General features: G+C 60.0%; 10 protein-coding genes. 3 read left to right on the top strand and 7 right to left on the bottom strand.

Features of this window, described 5'->3' with window-relative positions:
* Positions 1 to 187 precede the first annotated feature (187 nt).
* From ACWR1S_RS06785 to ACWR1S_RS06760, 6 genes are all read right to left on the bottom strand, one after another.
* The gene (locus ACWR1S_RS06785) at positions 188 to 1,516 is read right to left on the bottom strand and encodes a sigma-54-dependent transcriptional regulator (RefSeq protein ID WP_454562916.1); all 1,329 of its coding nucleotides are present in this window, start codon (positions 1,514 to 1,516) and stop codon (positions 188 to 190) included.
* Positions 1,516 to 3,276 carry an ATP-binding protein gene (locus tag ACWR1S_RS06780; RefSeq protein ID WP_454562915.1) on the bottom strand — a complete coding sequence of 587 codons (1,761 nt, stop codon included), beginning with the start codon at positions 3,274 to 3,276 and terminating at the stop codon, positions 1,516 to 1,518. The genes ACWR1S_RS06785 and ACWR1S_RS06780 overlap by 1 nt, the downstream gene beginning before the upstream one ends.
* A gap of 83 nt (positions 3,277 to 3,359) precedes the next feature.
* Positions 3,360 to 6,236, bottom strand: coding sequence for an RHS repeat-associated core domain-containing protein (locus ACWR1S_RS06775; RefSeq protein ID WP_454562914.1), 2,877 nt, complete (start codon positions 6,234 to 6,236; stop codon positions 3,360 to 3,362).
* On the bottom strand, positions 6,182 to 8,926 hold the full coding sequence (locus ACWR1S_RS06770) for an RHS repeat domain-containing protein (protein WP_454562913.1): 2,745 nt from the start codon (positions 8,924 to 8,926) through the stop codon (positions 6,182 to 6,184). The genes ACWR1S_RS06775 and ACWR1S_RS06770 overlap by 55 nt, the downstream gene beginning before the upstream one ends.
* Positions 8,923 to 13,404 carry a SpvB/TcaC N-terminal domain-containing protein gene (locus ACWR1S_RS06765; protein WP_454562912.1) on the bottom strand — a complete coding sequence of 1,494 codons (4,482 nt, stop codon included), beginning with the start codon at positions 13,402 to 13,404 and terminating at the stop codon, positions 8,923 to 8,925. Before ACWR1S_RS06765 ends, ACWR1S_RS06770 begins: the two co-directional genes overlap by 4 nt.
* Positions 13,405 to 13,606: 202 nt before the next feature.
* The gene (locus tag ACWR1S_RS06760; RefSeq protein WP_454562911.1) at positions 13,607 to 15,130 is read right to left on the bottom strand and encodes a fumarate hydratase; all 1,524 of its coding nucleotides are present in this window, start codon (positions 15,128 to 15,130) and stop codon (positions 13,607 to 13,609) included.
* A gap of 694 nt (positions 15,131 to 15,824) precedes the next feature.
* On the opposite strand from ACWR1S_RS06760, the gene ACWR1S_RS06755 reads away from it, so the two are divergent.
* From ACWR1S_RS06755 to ACWR1S_RS06745, 3 genes are read left to right on the top strand one after another with little or no spacing between them, the layout of a single operon-like run.
* Positions 15,825 to 16,931: a diguanylate cyclase domain-containing protein gene (locus tag ACWR1S_RS06755; protein ID WP_454562910.1), complete on the top strand. Its 1,107-nt coding sequence runs from the start codon at positions 15,825 to 15,827 to the stop codon at positions 16,929 to 16,931.
* The gene (locus ACWR1S_RS06750; protein WP_454562909.1) at positions 16,924 to 17,859 is read left to right on the top strand and encodes an iron-sulfur-binding ferredoxin reductase; all 936 of its coding nucleotides are present in this window, start codon (positions 16,924 to 16,926) and stop codon (positions 17,857 to 17,859) included. Before ACWR1S_RS06755 ends, ACWR1S_RS06750 begins: the two co-directional genes overlap by 8 nt.
* Positions 17,860 to 17,888: 29 nt before the next feature.
* On the top strand, positions 17,889 to 18,638 hold the full coding sequence (locus ACWR1S_RS06745) for an enoyl-CoA hydratase-related protein (RefSeq protein WP_454562908.1): 750 nt from the start codon (positions 17,889 to 17,891) through the stop codon (positions 18,636 to 18,638).
* Between the two features lie 205 nt (positions 18,639 to 18,843).
* Here the strand turns inward: ACWR1S_RS06745 and pyk are convergent, their stop codons facing one another.
* The gene (gene pyk / locus ACWR1S_RS06740) at positions 18,844 to 20,295 is read right to left on the bottom strand and encodes a pyruvate kinase (RefSeq protein WP_016983110.1); all 1,452 of its coding nucleotides are present in this window, start codon (positions 20,293 to 20,295) and stop codon (positions 18,844 to 18,846) included.
* Positions 20,296 to 20,370 lie beyond the last annotated feature (75 nt).

Raw genomic sequence — 20,370 nt, 5'->3', positions numbered from 1 at the left:
TGGGTGGGCGGAAATCCGCTTATCGCAGAGTATCGATGAGCGAAATATCGCTTACTCCGATCGTTCCCACGCTCTGCGTGGGAATGCCTCAACGGACGCTCCGCGTTCGGCTCTAGAGTGGACGCGGAGCGTCCCAGGCTGCATTCCCACGCGGAGCGTGGGAACGATCAAAAATCTCGAGTCAGCCTCACTCAGGCAGAAACATCTCCCGACTCAACCCATGCCGCTGCAGCTTTTCATTGAACGTGCGGCGCGGCAGTTGCAGCTCTTCAAGCACCGCTTTCACATCACCCTTGTGCCGGGTCAGCGCCGCACGCAAACACTGTGCTTCAAACGCCTCCTGCTGCGCCGCCAGCGATTGCCCCGGATCAATCCCCGGCGCCGGCTCATCCAGCCCCAACACCTGACGTTCGGCGACGTTCGCCAGTTCACGCACGTTGCCCGGCCAGTCATGGCTGAGCAGATGGCTCAATTGCGCGCCACTCAAAGGCGGAAAGGTACGGCCCAAACGTTCAGCGGATTGTTGGGCGAAGGTTTCGAACAGCAATGGAATGTCTTCGCGGCGATCACGCAGCGGCGGCAAGCGCAGTTCGGCAACGTTCAGGCGATACGCCAGATCCTCGCGAAAACGTCCGGCCCGGGCTTCATCGAGCAGGTCGGGTTTGGTCGCCGCGACAATGCGCAGATCGACACGAATGCTCTGGTTCGAACCCAGCCGTTCAAGCTTCTGCTCCTGCAGCACGCGCAGCAGTTTCACCTGTTGGGCCAGCGGCATGCTTTCGATTTCATCGAGAAACAAGGTGCCGCCATCGGCGTACTCCAGCTTGCCGATGCGCTTGCCCGAGGCGCCGGTAAATGCGCCGCTCTCGTGACCGAACAACTCGGCCTCGAACAACTGCTCAGGAATCGCCGCGCAGTTCAGCGCGACGAACGGCTTGGCCGCGCGCGGGCCGAAATCATGCAGGCAACGCGCGACCAGTTCCTTGCCGCTGCCGGTTTCACCACGGATCAACACGTTGACCGGCAGCGTCGCCAGGTCCAGCACCTGCCGGCGCAAGGTCTGCAAACCACGGGACACGCCGAGCAACGTCGCGTCGAGTTTGGCGCGGTTGTCGGCCTGCTTGTGCAGGGCACGGTTTTCCAGTATCAGACGGCGTTTGTCCAACGCCCGGCGCAAGCTGCCGAGCAGGGTTTCCGGGCTGAACGGTTTTTCCAGAAAGTCATAGGCGCCGTCGCGCATTGCCTCGACGGCCATCGGTACATCGCCATGGCCGGTGAGCAGAATCACCGGTAGATCAGCGTCGCGCTTCTGCACTTCGGCCAACAACGCCAGCCCGCCCATGCCGGGCATGCGCACATCGCTGAGGATCACCCCGGCAAAATGTGCGGGCAGGGCGGCGAGGCATTCTTCGGCGCGGCTGAACAACTGCACCTCGAAGCCGGACAGGCTCAGCCATTGCTCGACGGCGCTGCGAATGCTGCTTTCGTCATCGACCACCATCACTGAATTGAGCATCAGATGTGTGCCTCCAGATCGATTGGCAAAGTCAGGCTGAACACCGCGCCGCTGTCGCCATTTTCGGCGCTCAGACGGCCGCCGGATTCATGCACGATGGCGAAGGATACCGCCAGGCCGAGGCCGAGGCCATCACCCACCGGTTTGGTGGTGAAGAACGGATCAAAGACCTGGCCCAAATGGTCTTCGGCAATCCCGCCGCCATTGTCGCTGACGCTCAGGCGCCACAGTTGCTCATCGGCTTCCAGACGAATTTCGAGGCGCTTGCACGTTTTGCCCTGCATCGCATCGAGGGCGTTGCGCAGCAGGTTGATCAGCACCTGTTCGAGACGAATCGCATCACCGCGCACCCACGCCGGACGCGTCAGGTGCAACACCAGACTGACCTGTTCGTCACGCAACCGCGCATCGAGCAACTGCAAGGATTGATCGACCACCGTCGCCAGATCCAGCCGCTCACGCAAACCGCTGGGGCTTTTGCGCGCGAAGGTCTTGAGGTGGCCGGTGAGGGCGGCCATGCGCGTGAGCATGTCGTCGACCGGTTTCAGCGCTTTATAGGCATCGTCGACCCGGCCATGGTCGAGCAGCAGGCGCAGGGTTGCCAGTTGCATGCGCTGAGCGGTCAGCGGCTGATTGATTTCATGGGCCAGCGCGGCGGACATCTGCCCGAGCGCGGCGAGTTTGGCCGATTGCACCAGACCGTCCTGCGCAGTGCGCAAGTCGCGGGTGCGTTCTTCCACCAATTGTTCAAGCTCTTCGCGGTTACGCTGGCGAATCTTCGACAGGCGCCAGCGCTGGTTGAGAAACAGCAACAGAAACACCAGCGCCAGCCACACGCCGGCGGCGGCGAGGCCGGCGTTGCGCAGGTCTTCGAAGGCCACTTGCGGATGACGCAGCAGATGCAGAGTCCAGCCTTCGGCGCTCAGTGGCAGCGATTCCCACAGATAATCCGCCGTGCCCTCGGGGCCTTCAACACGGCGCAGATCACTGTTGTCATCGAAGCGGCGCAGCGACAAGTGGGTCAAGGGCAGCAGCGACTGTTTGTCGTACTGGCGCGTGGCTTTGATCTCGGCCATGTCGCTGGCGCTCAACGGCCGCAACGCGCGGTAGCGCCAGCCGGGTTGGTTGGCGATGAAGATGATCCCGCGCGCATCGCTGACCAGCAGCGTGTCATTGCCCTGACTCCACTCGCGTTCCAGCTCGGGGAACTCCAGCTTGACGACCATTGCGCCAAGGAACTCGTCGTTGTCGCCAAGCACCGCGCTGGAGAGGAAGTAGCCGGGAATTCCGCTGGTCACGCCCACCGCGTAAAAGCGCCCGGTGCCCTGGGTGCGGGTCTGGCTGAAGTAGGGGCGAAAACCGTAGTTGTGGCCAACGTAACTGCTGGGCAAGCGCCAGTTGCTCGCCGCCACGGCGAGGCCGGTGTGATCGAGCAGTTCAAGGGTCGAGGATTGCGCCGCGCCGTTGATCTTTTCCAGCTTCAGGTTCAACGCCGTTTGTTCGTCGGCATCGACCGGTCCCGCCAGCGCCGAGCGCAATTGCGGGTCCAGCGCCAGCACGGCGGGCAGGGCGCGGTAGCGGTCGATCAGGGTGTGCAGGGAGTTGGCGTACAACGCCAGCTGCTGGTTGGCGCGGGCGGCGTCTTCTTCCAGCGCCTGACGTTCGGCGTGGCGGATCGCAAGCGTGGCGGCAAGCGCTGCGCCGGCGATGATCAGCAGGGTATACAACGACAGACGCAAGGTACGGGAAGTCGGCAGCATGCTGGGCAAACGGATGGCAGTCGGGCGGGCACGATAGCATGTCGGCAGGCGGGAACATTGTCCCCGCTTGGAAAGCCGCCCATTTACGCGGCGGCGTTGTGAGCAGTTCTATGCTTTTGCACCGTTAACGCCAGACCGTGGAGCATGTCGGTGATTCGGGCTGTTTCCTGGTCTAGATCGTTGAGGTCGACGCCGTTCATGCTGGTTCTGCCAAGTGCGTGAGCATACTCATGGACCGTGTCGTTACTCGCTTCGATAGCCTGTGCAAGTCCGAGAATTTCCCCTTCGAATGCAAGCATTTTTTCGCTGGATTTTCCAGCGATGGCCTTAGCCGTTTCATTGACAATTTCCGGCAAGCTCCATAACGCCGCGGCTCCGCTAGCGATGGCGCCGGCCGCTGCGGGAGGTAGTGAATTGAGAGTTCCCTTCACACCCGCCGCCGTAAGTTGACCGCCGGCCTCCTTCACCAACTTGAGTCCGGATTTTTTGTCGTGGGGAATCATGCCCTGGAGTTTGGCGTTCAAATACTCAAGCGGTTGCAGTTGTTTGTGTTGGGCTTTCTCAATAATAGTGTCCGCTGACACTTTGGAAGTTTTCAAATTGACCGACGCGCTCAGTCCGGTTCTTTCGGCCGCATAGTCGATGAGCGCGCTGACCCCGACTTTTGCGGCGTAGCCCATCGCTCCGCCTACCACGTTGCCGACACCGGGTGCCGCGGCGCCCAGTGCCTGAGCACCGACACCGACCGTTAGACCGACGCCATAACTGAGGGCTTTGCTTGCGACCAATACCAGCGTTCTGCGTGTTGTCGCCAAGGCAATGTCGCTGCCTGAACCCATTCTGGCGAGTTGCTTGGCGGCATCGCTTGCGCGGCGCTGGGTGATCCCCAGGATTTCAATGTGCTGCATCATCTGGTCATTCATTTGGCGGGCCATACGCTTTTCTGCAAGGCGTTGCGCATTTTTGGCATAGCTCTTGTTTTCCGAAGCAATGATGCGATCCATTCCGGCATTAATATCGTCCAAAAACGGGACCCTGGTTTCCCCGTTGACGTCGACATGGCCAATCGGATCGTTGCCGACGAAGGCGTAAAGATTCAGCCCATCCACGTCGCCTGCCGGGTCCGCACTGATCCAGCGTTGCAACCACGGCGCGTAATAGCGCGAGCCGAAGCAGTACACACCGCTGATATCCATTTCCTTGCCGGAGTAACGGATAAACCGGTAACTGACTTCAACCACAGAGTCGGCCGCCATCCATGCGGTGGCACCGAACGGGTAGTAGCCTTCTTGGCTGATGATCCGGGCACGTTGATCCAGTTCTATCGTGCATGAACCCAGATGGTCACCGAGGCTGTAGCGCAGTTGATTGTCTTCGATGTCTTCGGGTGGTTTTTTTGCCCAATGCAGGCAACGCGCACCGCCTACGGAGATGACGTGCAGTTCTTCGCCGTTGTCCTTGCTGCGGATTTCCAGACCCGGCAGGTAGCGCACCTGATGAAAATGCGCAGCGCTGTCGGTGTACGTTTCATGGCGTTTGAACACCCGCACACCCTGGCTGTAACGGTAGAGTTCGGCGTCCTCGTCAATGCTGTCTCGGGCAATCAGCGTCACGCGTTTCAGCTCATCCCGTGCATTCCATTGCACGGCCTGTCCCGGTTGCAGGTTCTGCTGGTTGCCGTGGCGGTCGAACAGTCTGTCGAAGTCAGGCTCCGGATCATCCGGTTTCCAGCGCACGCCGCGATTGCTGACTGAATCAATGCGCATCTGCATGGTGCGGTTGGCGCCGGCCCGTACATGCACCAGTTTCTCCAAATTGCCGCTGGTGTCGTAAGTGTAGGTCTGGGTGTAGTTGAGGCGATTGTTAGGGTCGGTGGGCTTCGGCAGGTCGGGAATGTCCGAGAGCGGGCCGTCGTCGTAGCCGCTGGCGCTGACCAGTCGGTACAGCGAGTCGTAGCTGAAATCACGGTGACCGTCGACCCGCTGGTTGGCGAAATAAACCGGCTGGAAGGCGTGGTCTTCGATGCGGGTAATGTTGCCGACGGGGTCGTAGAAATATTCGAGATCTTGCAGCACTGCGCCGGTGTCTTTGCGACTGGACTGAGTGTGCAGACGACCATCGGCCGGGTCGTAAGTCCAGCGACTGAGGACAAGATTACCGGCCTGCTGCTCGATGATCTGGTCGGCGGCGTTGTACTGCGCATCAAGCATCACGGGCTGCCATTGGCTCTGGCCGCTGATCAATAGTTGTACCTGCCGCAGGTGCCCGGCCAGGCCATAACACGATTGCTGACGATGTCCGCCGGCATCGGTCTGCTCCAGCACAACGCCGAGGGGGCTGAACACATGCTGGCTGATGAACGCTGCGCCATCATGGAACGTACGGGTTTCGTCCAGTGGCTGGCCGGTGAAGGCATAGCGGGGGATGTCCAGTGAACCTGAGGGGTCGACCTGCTGGATCAGTTTGCCGCGCCGGTTGTGGGTTGCGCTCTCGGCCCCATCGGCATAGGTGAAGGTATCGAGCTGATTCTCACCGTTGCCCGTGACCTCCATCGCCACCACGCGCAGTTGGCTGTCGAAGGTCGAGCGCCAGTGATGGCCGCGCTCGTCCCAACGTTGCAGCGGCTCGCCGCCCAGGCCGGCGAGCACATGGCGCCTGCCGCTATCGACGCTGTCGGTGAGCACCGCCGTGCCGTCCAGCGCGTAAACGGTTGTGGTGTTCGCTATGGGCAAGCGAGGATCGTGTTGCGCCACCAGACGGCCGGCCACATCGTGTTGTTGGCGCGTCACGAGTGCTCTAGGGGGCTCGCCAGCCACTGTGCGCAAGTAGGCGACCTGACGAATCGGCAGGCCACGGCCGTCGATCACCGTCAACGTTGGAGTGTGCCCGTGAACGGGGTCGTATTTCATTTGAATTTGTGTTTGGTGAAGGGCAGGACAAATTTCTGAAACTTCTGCCATTGCGACTCTGGTTTCGCCTGTTTGCGCAAAAACCTGTTGTCTGTGAGCATGTCCTCTTTGTACCACTGCATGATGGTCTGGCTGCTTTCGATAAATCCCACGGTCGCACGGGTCTGCTCTCGCAAGGTATCGAGCCGAATGGTCTTGGCAGCCGTCAGGCGGCTCGCAGGTAGCACATCAGCGGAATTGACCGTATCTTGTCCTAAACGTCTGAAGGCTTTCTCCATATCGGCCATTCGCGAAGTGACGGCTTGTTTCCATTCGGCGAGCATCGTTTCGATTTTTTCAATCTTGACCGGATCCAGACCCTGTTTAATGTCCTCCACTTCCTGCACCCGCGCACCGATATTAAGTGCCGCGCCCACGCCTGGAAGATAGGATCCGACGCCGCGGGTCAGTAAGGTGTTGGCGGCATCGGCCGGCGTAAAACTCGATGAACTCTCTGTGATGCCGACCTTTTGATCAATGGCTGCGACGCTCATTACCGAAGTTTGTGGAATCAATGGGGTTGTCATATTTGCAACGGACGTGTATTTGCCGGCGATCGACTCGCCGATATCGCCGCTGACGTGCATGGCAATCATCTCGGACAAGTAGCCGACGAAGGAGGGCATACCGGCGGTAAGTGTTGAGCCTGCGAACCCGCCGCCGAAATAACCAGCGAAGAAGCCGGCAACGCCAGTAAGTGATTCTGCAACAACATTCCCCAGCAGCTCGGTCCCGTACTGTTTCTTTGATATCTTCTGCATCTTGTCCTGCGTAGTAGCGGCGTAATCACTGAGCTCGGTGACGAAGTTTGAGAAATTGACGATATCGAATTTGTCTCCGCTGTTGCCATGCACATCGATAAAAGAGACCGGGTTGTTTCCCACAAACCCATACAGATTCAGTCCATCCACATCACTTGCCGGATCGGGGCTGACCCAGCGCTGCAACCACGGCGCGTAATACCGTGCACCGTAGTAATACAACCCGCTGACGTCCATTTCCTTGCCTGAATAACGGATAAATTTGTAGCGCACTTCCACTTCGTGTCGTGCCGCCATCCACGCCGTTTCGCCGAAGGGGTAATAACCTTCCTCGCTGATCAGGTCTGCCTGTTGATCAAGTTCCCTGACACAGGAGCCGAGGTGGTCTTTCTGGCTGTAGCGCATTTGATTGTTTTCGATGCTGCCGGGACGCCCGGTGATCCAGTGCAGGCACCGCGCATTGCCGAGGCTGATGATGTGCAGTTCTTCGCCGTCGTCTTTGGTGCGGATTTCCAGGCCGGGCAGGTAACGCACCTGATGAAAGTGGCGGGTCTTGTCGGTAAACCATTCATGGCATTTGAAGACTCGCTGGCCCTGGCTGTAACGGTAATGCTCGGCGTCGCTGTTGCTGTTTTTTCGGCTCACCAGAGGCACGCTTTCCAGTTCGTCGCGCGCGTTCCATTGCAACGTCGGACCCGGCTTCAGAGCCCGTTGATTGCCGTGAGGGTCAAATAACGTGTCGAAATCCGGCGGCGCGTCGCCGGTTTTCCAGCGCACGCCGCGGTTGCTGTGGGGGTCGATGTACATCTGCCGAGTGAAGGTTTTGCCCTCTCGTACATGGCTGAGTTCGATCAGGTTGCCGCCGTCGTCGTATGTATAGCTCTGGATGTAATTGAGGCGGTTTTTCGGGTCGGTCGGTGTCGGCCAGCCGGGAATATCCGAAGGCGCAGCGTCGTCGTAGCCGGTGCCGCGGATCAACCGGTACGTCGAGTCGTAGCTGAAATCGCGGTGACCGTCGATCAGTTGATTGGCAAACCAGACGGGCTTAAAGATGGGGTCTTCGATGCGGACAACATTGCCGACCCGGTCGTAAAAATACACAAAACTCTGCAGTAACTTTTCGCCTGCCCGGCTGCCTTGGGTGTGCAGGCGCCCGTCGGCCGGATCGTAGGTCCATTGGTTGAGCACGCCGTTGCCGGCCCGTTGCTCGATGATCTGATCATTGGCGTTGTATTGCGCATCGAGTAACACGGATTGCAATTCTGTGCCGTTTATCCACAGGTCCACCTGTCTGAGTTGCCCGGCGAGGCCGTAGCGTAACCGTCGGCAATGTCCGCCGGCATCGGTCTGCTCCAGCACAACGCCGAGGGGGCTGAACACATGCTGGCTGATGAACGCTGCGCCATCATGGAACGTACGGGTTTCGTCCAGTGGCTGGCCGGTGAAGGCATAGCGGGGGATGTCCAGTGAACCTGAGGGGTCGACCTGCTGGATCAGTTTGCCGCGCCGGTTGTGGGTTGCGCTCTCGGCCCCATCGGCATAGGTGAAGGTATCGAGCTGATTCTCACCGTTGCCCGTGACCTCCATCGCCACCACGCGCAGTTGGCTGTCGAAGGTCGAGCGCCAGTGATGGCCGCGCTCGTCCCAACGTTGCAGCGGCTCGCCGCCCAGGCCGGCGAGCACATGGCGCCTGCCGCTATCGACGCTGTCGGTGAGCACCGCCGTGCCGTCCAGCGCGTAAACGGTTGTGGTGTTCGCTATGGGCAAGCGAGGATCGTGTTGCGCCACCAGACGGCCGGCCACATCGTGTTGTTGGCGCGTCACGAGTGCTCTAGGGGGCTCGCCAGCCACCGTGCGCAGGTAGGCGACCTGACGAATCGGCAGGCCACGGCCATCGATCACCGACAGCGAGGGCGTGCGCGAATGCACACTGGCGTTCATTGTTTCGGCACCTTGGAAGGCGGCGCTTCTTCGGCGGTGTCGTTGAAATCGTAGGAGGCGCGATACCAGGGATGGTAAGTCTCTCGGGAAAAGTAGCCTTTGGCGTTGAGCACTTTAACCACGCGACCCAATGGGTCATAAAACAGCTGATCGTACAGTCCGAGTTTGTGCAGTGATTGATCGTTGACGTAGCAATGCCTGTTGGCAAAAAACGGCCGGTACTGGCGCGTCGGCAACCCCTTGTTGTTGTACTCGACGCGTTCGCTGATGCGCCAGCGCGGATCGGCAGGCGACTGACCTTTATCAATGAGCAGCGAGCAGTCTGTCGGGTCCACCTCGTACGCCTCGCCCGGATCGACCCGTTGCTGGGATTGCAACGGCCGGCCAAAACCGTCGACACAGGCCTTGACCATCTGGATCTGTGGCTTGATTACGTCGCAGGGGTAGCGATCGACGCTGAGAGTCAGCGTGTGCACCGGCCCGCGCCAGACTTTTTTTATCGCCTCAAGCAATGCCAGTTCATCAGCCGTCAGGTCTTTGCCGTGGGTCAGCCGATGGCGGGTGCTGGCGCGAATATGCCCGCTGGGCAACAGGAGTCGCTGGTCTATCCATTTTGAGTACAATGCCGCCCGGGGCGGAATCTGTCCCATCCAGCTGAACAGATCTTTATGCAGCGTACTCGCCGCACTTTGCACGGCGTCCTCGGGATGGGCGATGGCCCATTCAGGGTGGGTATCCGGCAGAGGGTTATATTCGCTCAGTGGGCGGAAGCCGACGTACTCCCCCCGTTCGCTGCCGTAAAAACTGATCCTCGTGGGTTGCCCGAAGGCGTCGTAATCCACTTCCTCGACGTTTTCATTGGCGTCGAGGATTTCCCGGGGAAGTAGATGGTGATCATCGTAGCGGGTTTGCGTCACACAACCGTCGGGCAGTTCAACGCGGATAATCCTCAGTGCAAAGGAATCATAGTCGGCGCTGGTCCAACCGTGGCTGAGTGTTTCGCGATAACGGCGGACGTGATGGAAGTGGTCGCTATCGTGGTATTCGACATCATTGAAGTTCGCAGACCACAAGTCCTGATTTGTGCTGCCTCGCGGGATTATCCCGAACAGAAACGGCATTGGGGTGTAACCGATTTTTTCCAGTTCAGCCCGCACGTCAATATCCACGCCGGGCAGGCTGTAGGCCTCCAGTGCGGTTTTGTCCAGCAGCGCCACTTCCACCCGGCCTGACAAGGCTTCGAAACCGGCTTCACCATCATTGAGTGGCTTGCCGTCTGTGCCCACATAGCGCTGCACGGATTGTGTCGTCAGTACGCGCAGGTCGTGCCAGGTTTTCGAATCCTGATGTTGCGTAAAGTTCTCGTAGGACGCCTGCGCCGGATCGAGCCCGGCAGGCAGCGTGCCTTTGCGCAACACCAGCGCATTTTCACGTTGTTGGAAGGGCAGGCCCAGTCGCCATATTTGTGGAGTGTGCAGATCAATGAATCGGGCACACAATTCCTTCAAATAGAACGATTGCTGTGCCTCGTCGTGGGCGTCGCGCCAAAAATCGTTTTCATCTTCATCGGCGTAGGGAGGGGGACTGTCGGCCGTCAGCCTGCGGGCGTAACTCACGTTGAACCCATGGATCAATTGTCCGAAGTCGTTCCAAAGCAGGCTGATGCTGTGCTGACAACGCGGGTCATTGACGAAACCGTCGTATTGATAGTTGATTTCCTCTGCGAGCAGCGGCAGCAGAACTGCGGCGGCATACTGATTCTGGGGCCGAACTTCGCGCACCAGAAAACGCCTCTCTACGACCGAGTACGGGGTGGTGAGGCGCGGCGTGTCGGCGTACGTCTCGATGCGCAAAACCGAGCCGACCAAGGCCCGCGCAATCTGGTATTCGCTTTCGGCATCGAGCGTTGTTTTGACGATTTTATCGACGCCTTCTTTGTGCTCAAAACGGGTAAACAAGGTTTTTCCCAGCGCGATAGCCTGCTCATCTCTGTTGAAATAGGGCAGGCGGGAGCGATTCATCGCGCGGCCCATGTGGTACCAGGTCAGTACCCGTACCGGCTGGCTGAAGCCTGGGTCTGGATTGATCGTGGCCGCTTCGCTGTCGGTCTGCTGCACGTGACCAAAACCGCGGAATTCGCGCTCCTTGGGATCGTAATACCCCTCCTGCCAGGTAAAAAACCGGGTCAAGCAGTTACCGGTGATCTCATCGAGTTGCTGCTGTTGCTTGACCACCGACATCGCAAACGGCAAACCGCAATCTGCCTGGCGTCGGCGTTTGAGCAAGGCACGCTTTTCATCCAGCCATTCCTGTGCCGAACTTCGATAGGTCACACGGGTGCTGCAACCCATGTTGTTATTGCTGGCGATCAGTTGATAGGGTTTGGCCGAGACGAAGTCGTAGCGCCAATGCTGCGGCTTCATGTGTGTCACGGTCAGGATCAGCGTGGCGCAACCCAGCCCCTGCAGATCGGCGAAGATAACGTGGCACAACGAGTCGTACCGCACGCCAGCCGGCCAGGGGACAATCACGGGCGTTTGTCTGAAACCGTTACCCGCGCAGTTCAGATAGATCTCGAAAGCATCGGATTTCAGATAAATCAGTGCCGGTGCGCCGGAGCCGTCAAGGTCGGCAAGGCGCACACGCGACGAGTCGAACTCTCCATAGTTGAACGGCAACTCGCTGATCTTGCGACCTCTGCCGAATTTGCCATGACCGAGACTTGGCCAATAATCCACCCGGTCATGGCGGATGCGGCACAACCCGGGAATATCACTGCCGGTCAGATTGCCCAGCAGGACCAGTTCACTGCGTGAATTGCTGAACACCGGCAAGGGGTCATCGTCGTCATGAGCAACCTCCTCAGCCGGTGCGAAGCCTGTTTCACGGAGATTCTGGTAGTAGCGGACGTAGTCTCTGGCGATGATCGCCATGGAAGGCAAACCGTCGCCGCCGAAGTCGCCGACGACTGCCTGCGGGGAGAAAAACTCCGTCGGCCAGGCGTCGAAGCACATGAAGTCAGAGAAATCACGCTGCTCGGTCAGTTCACGAAAACCACTGAAGCCCGGTTGTGCGGTGACCCATTGCAGGCGTCCGCTACCGATCTGGTCGGTGAGCATTTGCAGCACGGTGCCATTACGGTTGGCGACCGGGATCTTTTCCAGCAACTGCCATTGCTCATAATCGACCTGGTCGGTGTTGGGCTTCGCGCGCTTGGGGGGGCGGTAATACCAGGCCTGGTCAGAGCGGTAGAGCAAACCCGGCAGGCCTTCGCCCCACAGATCGATACAGCTGTAGAAACGGCCGTCCTCGATGCCATTTTGCTGGTCGGATTCGAGAAAGCGCTGCGGGACTTTATTGATGTTGAACGCCGAGTACTCGAACTCTACTGGCGGTGAGTTTTCGGCGCTACCGTCGGCATTGAACCCTTGATAGTACGCCGCGCGGATCAGGCTGTAGGGCTGCTCGTCTGATAGCGGTCCATATTCCAGCAGCAGCCGGCGCGCGAGTTTGGCGTTTGCGACTGCACCGTCAGGAAAGTGATGAAACATCAGCACCTGGTGGCACCGTCTGCGGGTGCCCAGTTCAAATCCTTGTCCGTGGGTCAGAAAAAAGTCGTCACGCACGGGCCAGGGCTTGGTGCTGGCATATTCCGGCTTATCGGTGAGCAATGTTCCGCGCTCGCCATAATCGAACAGCAACTGGAAATACCATCGCGCAGTGGCCGCCGGGTCATCGGAGGTCCAACTCAATAGCTGGTTGCTTGCCACGACGTTGCCGTAGCACACCCGGCGCAGATAGCGCTGGGCGCGATAGTCATGAACCGGATCAGGCTCAGCATCGTCAGCTTTATATTCGTAGCAGATGTGCTGGCCGCGCGCGTTCATGCTTTCGCACAGCAGCCAGGCGCTGACGCTAGATGCATCGTCGGGGGCGGCGAGGCGTGAGGCGGCAGTCATGCCGTAGACGTGCAATGAGCCGTCAGCGCCATGCACCAGCCAGAACACCGGTTCATCGGCTTTCCCGGTCTGCCGTTGCCAGCACTCGCACAGGGCGAAATCGCTTTCAATTCGCGGCCAGTACCGGACCACATTATGTGGGCCAATGTCCTGGCCGTTGTATGTGCTCTCCAAACGGTATTTGAGATCGCCGTTTTCATCCAGCTCGGCCATGCACACTTCGCCATTCTGATTGACGATTTCATCGTGAACGGTGTAGCGCGGCACACCCTTGTTGGTGCGGCGGCTGATCCGGCTGGTGGCGATGTCCCACCCCACACCGAAGGGGCTGTTGCCGCTGTTGCTGTTGTGACGCAGGGTCAGTTGCGGATCATAGCCGCGTCCGGGAGTCGTCGGGACGGGCAGTTCGAATCCAGCCGTACCGGTCGGGCCGACCGCGCTCCAACTGTTGCCAATGGTGGCGATTGATGAGCTTTTGGCGATGGAAGGAGCAGTAATGCTCAAGTCTTGATCGGGCATAGGGAAATCCATCGCGCTTGACGTGGGCGTGTATGGATTGACGCTAACAAGAAAAGGCTGGAAGCGAACCTGTCAGATCTGACAGGTGCGCAAGATCATTTTCTGTGCTTGGGCAGGTTTTTTATCGCGATCGGTTTGCACAAACAAAAACGGCCGGTTCATCACAGAGGATGAACCGGCCGTTTTCATTGAGGCGAAGGGCTTACTGCACTTCTACCGCCAGGCTTTCGCTGATCTTCTGTTGCCAGATCGCCGGGCCGGTGATGTGCACCGACTCGCCTTTGCTGTCCACCGCAACGGTGACCGGCATGTCCTTGACCTCGAACTCGTAGATCGCTTCCATGCCCAGTTCGGCAAACGCCAGCACTTTCGACTTCTTGATGGCCTGAGCAACCAGGTAAGCCGCGCCGCCAACGGCCATCAGGTACACGGCTTTGTTGTCCTTGATCGCTTCGATGGCGGTCGGACCGCGCTCGGATTTTCCGATCATGCCCAACAGGCCGGTTTGCTCAAGGATCTGCCGGGTGAACTTGTCCATCCGCGTCGCGGTGGTCGGACCCGCCGGGCCAACCACTTCGTCACCGACCGGATCAACCGGGCCGACGTAGTAGATGAAGCGACCTTTGAGGTCGACCGGCAGGGTTTCACCCTTGTTAAGCATCTCGACCATGCGCTTGTGCGCAGCGTCACGACCGGTGAGCATTTTGCCGTTGAGCAGGACGGTTTCGCCCGGCTTCCAGCTCTGCACGTCTTCCGGGGTCAGGGTGTCGAGGTTGACGCGACGAGCCGACGGGCCGGCTTCCCAGACGATTTCCGGGTAGGCGTCCAGCGGTGGCGCTTCCAGCGAGGCTGGGCCGGAACCGTCGAGCACGAAATGCGCGTGTCGGGTGGCGGCGCAGTTCGGGATCATGCACACCGGCAGCGAGGCAGCGTGGGTCGGGTAGTCCATGATTTTTACGTCGAGCACGGTGGTCAGACCACCGAGGCCCTGGGCGCCGATGCCCAACTGGTTGACCTTCTCGAACAGCTCCAGACGCATTTCTTCGATGCGGTTCTGTGGGCCACGGGCCTTCAGCTCGTGAATGTCGATGGATTCCATCAACACTTCCTTGGCCATGACCGCAGCTTTCTCGGCGGTGCCGCCGATGCCAATGCCGAGCATGCCCGGTGGGCACCAGCCGGCGCCCATGGTCGGAACGGTCTTGAGTACCCAGTCAACGATCGAGTCGGACGGGTTGAGCATGGCCATTTTCGACTTGTTCTCGGAACCGCCGCCCTTGGCCGCTACGTCCACTTCCACGGTGTTGCCCGGAACGATGGAGTAGTGAATCACCGCAGGGGTATTGTCCTTGGTGTTTTTCCGAGCACCCGCCGGGTCGGCGAGGATCGAGGCACGCAGGACGTTTTCCGGCAGGTTGTAGGCGCGACGTACGCCTTCGTTGATCATGTCGTCCAGGCCCATGGTGGCGCCATCCCAACGCACGCCCATGCCGACGCGCACGAACACGGTAACGATACCGGTGTCCTGGCAGATCGGGCGGTGGCCGGTGGCGCACATGCGCGAGTTGATCAGGATCTGCGCCATCGAGTCACGGGCCGCTGGCGATTCTTCGCGCAGGTAGGCTTCGTGCATCGCCTGGATGAAATCCACGGGGTGGTAATAGGAAATGAACTGCAGGGCGTCGGCAACGCTCTGAATCAGGTCGTCTTGCTTGATCACGGTCATGAGTCGCGCTCCTCTAAAAGACGGGAACATTTTAATAGGGCAGCTTTGAGCTTCTAGCTTCGAGCGGCAAGTTGGAGCAGTACGCGGACTGTTCGAGCTTGCGGCTTGGAGCTTGCAACTTGAAGCTGGCCCTTTGGGCCGGGCACGCCGGGGCTGCTGGCGCGACGCTAAAAAGGCGCGGCAGTATACCGCGCCTCGGTGGGGCGTACACGCGCCGGCAGTCATTCGTTGGTCGCATGGCTGGGCGAATATCGGCCAGCGGGTTGGCACTTCAGGATCTACCCCCTCACCCCAGCCCTCCCGAAACGTCGGACCGCCCCCAAGGGGCGAGGGGGGAAGGGAGCCGATCTTCGTGCTGTTCAGACCTGAGTTCGGCTCGGGAAAGGGAGCCGAATTTCATGCTGTTCAGACCTGAGTTCGGCTCAGGAGCGGGAGCTGATCTTATGTTGTTCTAACCTGAGTTCGGCTCGGTATTTCAGGTCGGCGTATTGCCAACAAACAACTCGGTCAGTCCCCTCTCCCTCCGGGAGAGGGCTAGGGTGAGGGGCTTTTGGCGGTATACGCAGGCCACACTTTTGACGTCAAATTTCGAGCCCGAAAATCGGTGGTCATTTATCGACTACGCCTCTAAAGTGGCAGCCGGTCTGTAGAGTAGGACACTCGGTCAGCCTCTTATCGCACGGTGAGTCAACGATTGACCCATAACGCCATTCAACGTCTTTTGCTCAAACGCTTTGCCCTCGCTGCGGCCACCTATGGATTGGCTTTGCTGCTGCTGTGGCTGGCGTTTTTCACCGGTCATTACGAGCAGTCCCTGACTTCTGTGGCCGTCGGCAGTGCGCTGGTGGTGATCAGCCAGTCGGTGTTGTTCGTGCTGTTCTGGAGCGGGCGCAACCTGCGCTTTGCCGATCCCAGCCTGACCGAAGCGCAGGTATTGATCGGCCTCGGCTGGCAGACCTGGCTGATCGCCCATCTGGATGAAGCCCGCGGCGCCTTTCTGGTGTTCTATGTGTTGATCCTGCTGTTCGGCCTGTTCCATCTCAGTCGACGGGCGTTCATCCGCTGTGCCCTGCTGGTGTTCTTCAGTTTCTGCGCGATCACGCTGTGGGACGGCTACTACTTCCGCTTGCGCGAGCCGGCGCTGGCCGCCTTGCAGGTGTGCATTCTGGCGATGGTGCTGGCGTGGCTGGTGCTTTATGCACGCTTCGTCCAGGTGTCGCGGCAACGCCAGCGTCAGCGCCGGTTTGCCTTGCAGGCGCATCAGGACACCCTGCGCGGGATGATGCGGCAGTTGGAAGATCTGGTCGCCACCGATGAATTGACCGGGCTGTTCAATCGTCGGCACTTTCTGCGGCTGGCCACGCGAGAGCTGAATGAAATGGACGACGATGTCGTGCACGGCCTGGCGCTGATCGACCTCGACCACTTCAAACGCATCAATGACCTGCACGGGCATGCCGCCGGTGATCAGGTGTTGCAGGCCTTCGCCGGCGTTGCTCAGGCGTGTCTGCGCGACGGCGATGTGCTGGCGCGCTATGGTGGTGAGGAATTCGTCGTGCTGTTGCCCGATTGCGATGCCGAACGGCTGACCGCGTGCTGCGAGCGTCTGCGCATTGCCTTCACCGATGTCGAACTGGTCGGCCTGAATGTGCGCAATCTCAGTCTCTCGGCGGGGATGACCTTGCTGGCATTGGGCGATGATCTGGACGATGCCTTGCAGCGCGCCGATCAGGCCTTGTATCGGGCCAAGCGTGACGGGCGCAATCGTTGTGCGGCCGCGTGGGAGAACGTCGATGCCTGAACTTCGCGTCGGTGAACGACAATGGTCAGTGACCACGGGCAGCAATCTGCTCGATGCCCTCAATCAGAATGGCGTGGCCGTGCCTTACAGCTGCCGCGCCGGCAGTTGCCATGCCTGCCTGGTGCAATGCGTGCAAGGCCTGCCCGCCGACAATCGCCCAGACGCCTTGAGCGCCGAACAGCGTCAGCAAGGTTGGCGTCTGGCCTGTCAGTGTCAGGTTGTCGAAGACTTGCAGGTGCACACCTTCGACCCGATCACCGACGGTCGCCCGGCAGTGGTCGAGGCGCTGGACTGGCTCAGCGACAGCGTCCTGCGTTTGCGTCTGACCCCGCAGCGGCCCTTGCGCTACAGCGCCGGGCAACATCTGGTGTTGTGGATCAATCACATTGCGCGGCCGTATTCGCTGGCAAGCCTGCCGGAAGAAGACCGCGTGCTTGAATTCCACCTCGATTGCCGCCAGCCCGGCGAATTCAGTGATGCGGCCCGACGTTTGCAGATCGGCGACGCGATCCGCCTCGGTGAACTGCGCGGTGGCGCCTTGCACTACGACCCGGACTGGCACAACCGGCCGCTGTGGCTGCTGGCCGCCGGCACGGGTTTAGGCCCGTTGTTCGGCGTGCTGCGTGAAGCCTTGCGCCAGGATCACCAAGGCGCGATCCGTGTCATTCACGTAGCCCATGATGCTGGCGAGCATTATCTGGCCAAACCCCTTGCCGCACTGGCCGCGCAGCGCCAAAACCTCAGCGTCGAGCTGTGGACGGCGGCCGAGTCAGCCGCCGCTTTGGCGCAACTGCGCCTTGTTTCCCGGCAAACCCTGGCCTTAGTCTGCGGCTCGACGGCCAGTGTCGACGCCTTTGCCCGACGTCTGTACCTGGCTGGATTACCGCGTAATCAACTGCTGGCCGATGTGTTTCTGTCCCGTGGTTGAGCGCTGAGTTTTCAGACGCGAGACACGCCATGACTGATGCCATCCTGCTGGAACGCGAACGCGGTTTACTGACCCTGCGCCTCAACCGCCCGGACAAGAAAAACGCCCTGACCCGGGCCATGTACAGCCGCCTCGCCGAGGCGCTGAAGCAGGCTGATGACGATCCTGAGATCAACGCCGTGCTGATCACCGGCAGCGCCGAATGCTTCACCGCCGGCAACGACATCGCCGACTTCATCCAGCAACCCCCGAGCGACCTCGACAGTCCGGTGTTTCACTTCATGCTCAACTTGCTCGAGTGTCGCAAACCGGTGATTGCCGCTGTGGCTGGCGCCGCAGTGGGCATCGGCACCACGCTGTTGCTGCATTGCGATCTGGTTTATGTCAGCCGCGATGCTCGGTTGCGCATGCCGTTCGTCAATCTTGGGTTATGCCCGGAATTTGGCTCCAGCCTGATCTTGCCGCGTTTGCTCGGGCAGGCCAAAGCGGCGGAGCTGTTGTTGCTCGGCGAAGGATTTAGCGGTGAACAGGCTGCGCAGTGGGGGATTGCCACTGAGGCGTTGGGCAGTGGTGATGCGGCGTTGCGCAAGGCGCGGGAAATGGCGTTGCGTTTTGACGAGCTGCCGGCGGAGGCGGTGCGTATCAGCAAGCAATTGATGAAAGCGCCGGATCGCGCGTTGATCCGTAAGGTGATCGAGGAGGAGGGCGTATTGTTCACTCAAAGACTGCGCTCGCAGGAAGCGTTGGCGGCGTTGACCGGGTTTATCAAACGGCACTGAAATATCGCCGTCGGCACTGGCCCCTTCGCGAGCAGGCTCGCTCCCACAGTTGATTTGAGCGAACCGTCATTTTTGTGATCAGCGCAAACCCCTGTGGGAGCGAGCCTGCTCGCGAAGGGGTCAGGTCAGTCAACACGGCTTCGAGATCAGAAAACAAAAAGCCCCGGCACTCACATGGCGGGGCTCGTGTTTTTCAGCGCGTCACTCAGACCTGCGGGTCGCCCACGTGCAGGATCTTCATGCCGTTGGTGCCGCCGGTGGTGTGGTAGCTGTCGCCCTTGGTCAGGATGACCCAGTCGCCTTTTTCCACAACGCCGCGCTTGACCAGTTCGTCAATTGCCTTCTGGCTGACTTCGTGCGGTTCCAGCGAAGCCGGATCGAACGGTACGGTGTACACGCCACGGAACATCGCTGCGCGTGCCTGCGTTTCGCGGTGCGGCGAGAACGCGTAGATCGGCACCGAAGAACGGATACGCGACATGATCAGCGGGGTGTAGCCACTTTCAGTCAGCGCGATGATCGCTTTGACGCCCGGGAAGTGGTTGGCGGTGTACATGGTCGCCAGTGCGATGCTTTCGTCGCAGCGGGTGAATTCCTTGCCGATGCGGTGGCTGGAGGTTTTACCGGTCGGGTGCTTTTCAGCGCCGACGCAGATGCGCGCCATGGCCTGAACAGCTTCCAGCGGGTACAGACCGGCAGCGGATTCAGCAGACAGCATCACGGCGTCGGTGTAGTCGAGCACGGCGTTGGCCACGTCGGACACTTCGGCGCGGGTTGGCATCGGGTTCTGGATCATCGACTCCATCATCTGGGTCGCGACGATCACAGCTTTGTTGTGGCGGCGTGCGTGCAGAATGATTTTCTTCTGGATGCCTACCAGCTCGGCGTCGCCGATTTCCACACCGAGGTCACCACGGGCAACCATCACCGCATCGGAGGCCTTGATCAGGCCGTCGAGGGTTTCGTCGTCGGCCACGGCTTCGGCGCGTTCGATCTTCGCCACCAGCCAGGCAGTGCCGCCGGCTTCGTCGCGCAGTTGACGGGCGTATTCCATGTCGGCAGCGTCACGCGGGAAGGACACCGCGAGGTAGTCGACTTCCATTTCAGCGGCGAGCTTGATGTCGGCCTTGTCTTTTTCAGTCAGGGCCGGTGCGGTCAGGCCACCACCGCGACGGTTGATGCCTTTGTGATCGGACAGCGGGCCGCCGATGGTCACGGTGCAATGCAATTCTGTTGCGGTGGCGGTATCAACGCGCATCACCACGCGGCCATCGTCGAGCAGCAGCTCGTCGCCTACGCCGCAGTCCTTGACCAGATCCGGGTAGTCGATGCCGACCACTTGCTGGTTGCCTTCGGTCAACGGATGGCTGGTGGAGAAGGTGAACTTGTCACCGATCTTCAGCTCGATCTTCTTGTTGGCGAATTTGGCGATACGGATTTTCGGGCCTTGCAGGTCACCGAGCAGGGCGACGAAGCGGCCGTGCTTGGCAGCGAGGTCACGCACCAGCTTCGCGCGAGCCTTGTGCTCGTCGGGGGTGCCGTGGGAGAAGTTCAGACGGGCAACGTCCAGACCAGCCAGAATCAGCTGTTCGAGAACTTCCGGCGAGTTACTGGCCGGGCCAAGGGTAGCGACGATTTTGGTACGACGGACGGACATGCAAAGACTCCTGAGTTCAAGCGCTAGCGAAGGCTACTATGCTCGGAGGGTGTAGTCATTGTTCGTTTGCACTAC

The sequence above is a fragment of the Pseudomonas sp. AIG genome, assembly GCF_977020205.1.
Note: the sequence above shows the minus strand (reverse complement) of the source record. Positions and strands in the feature narration are given on the sequence as shown.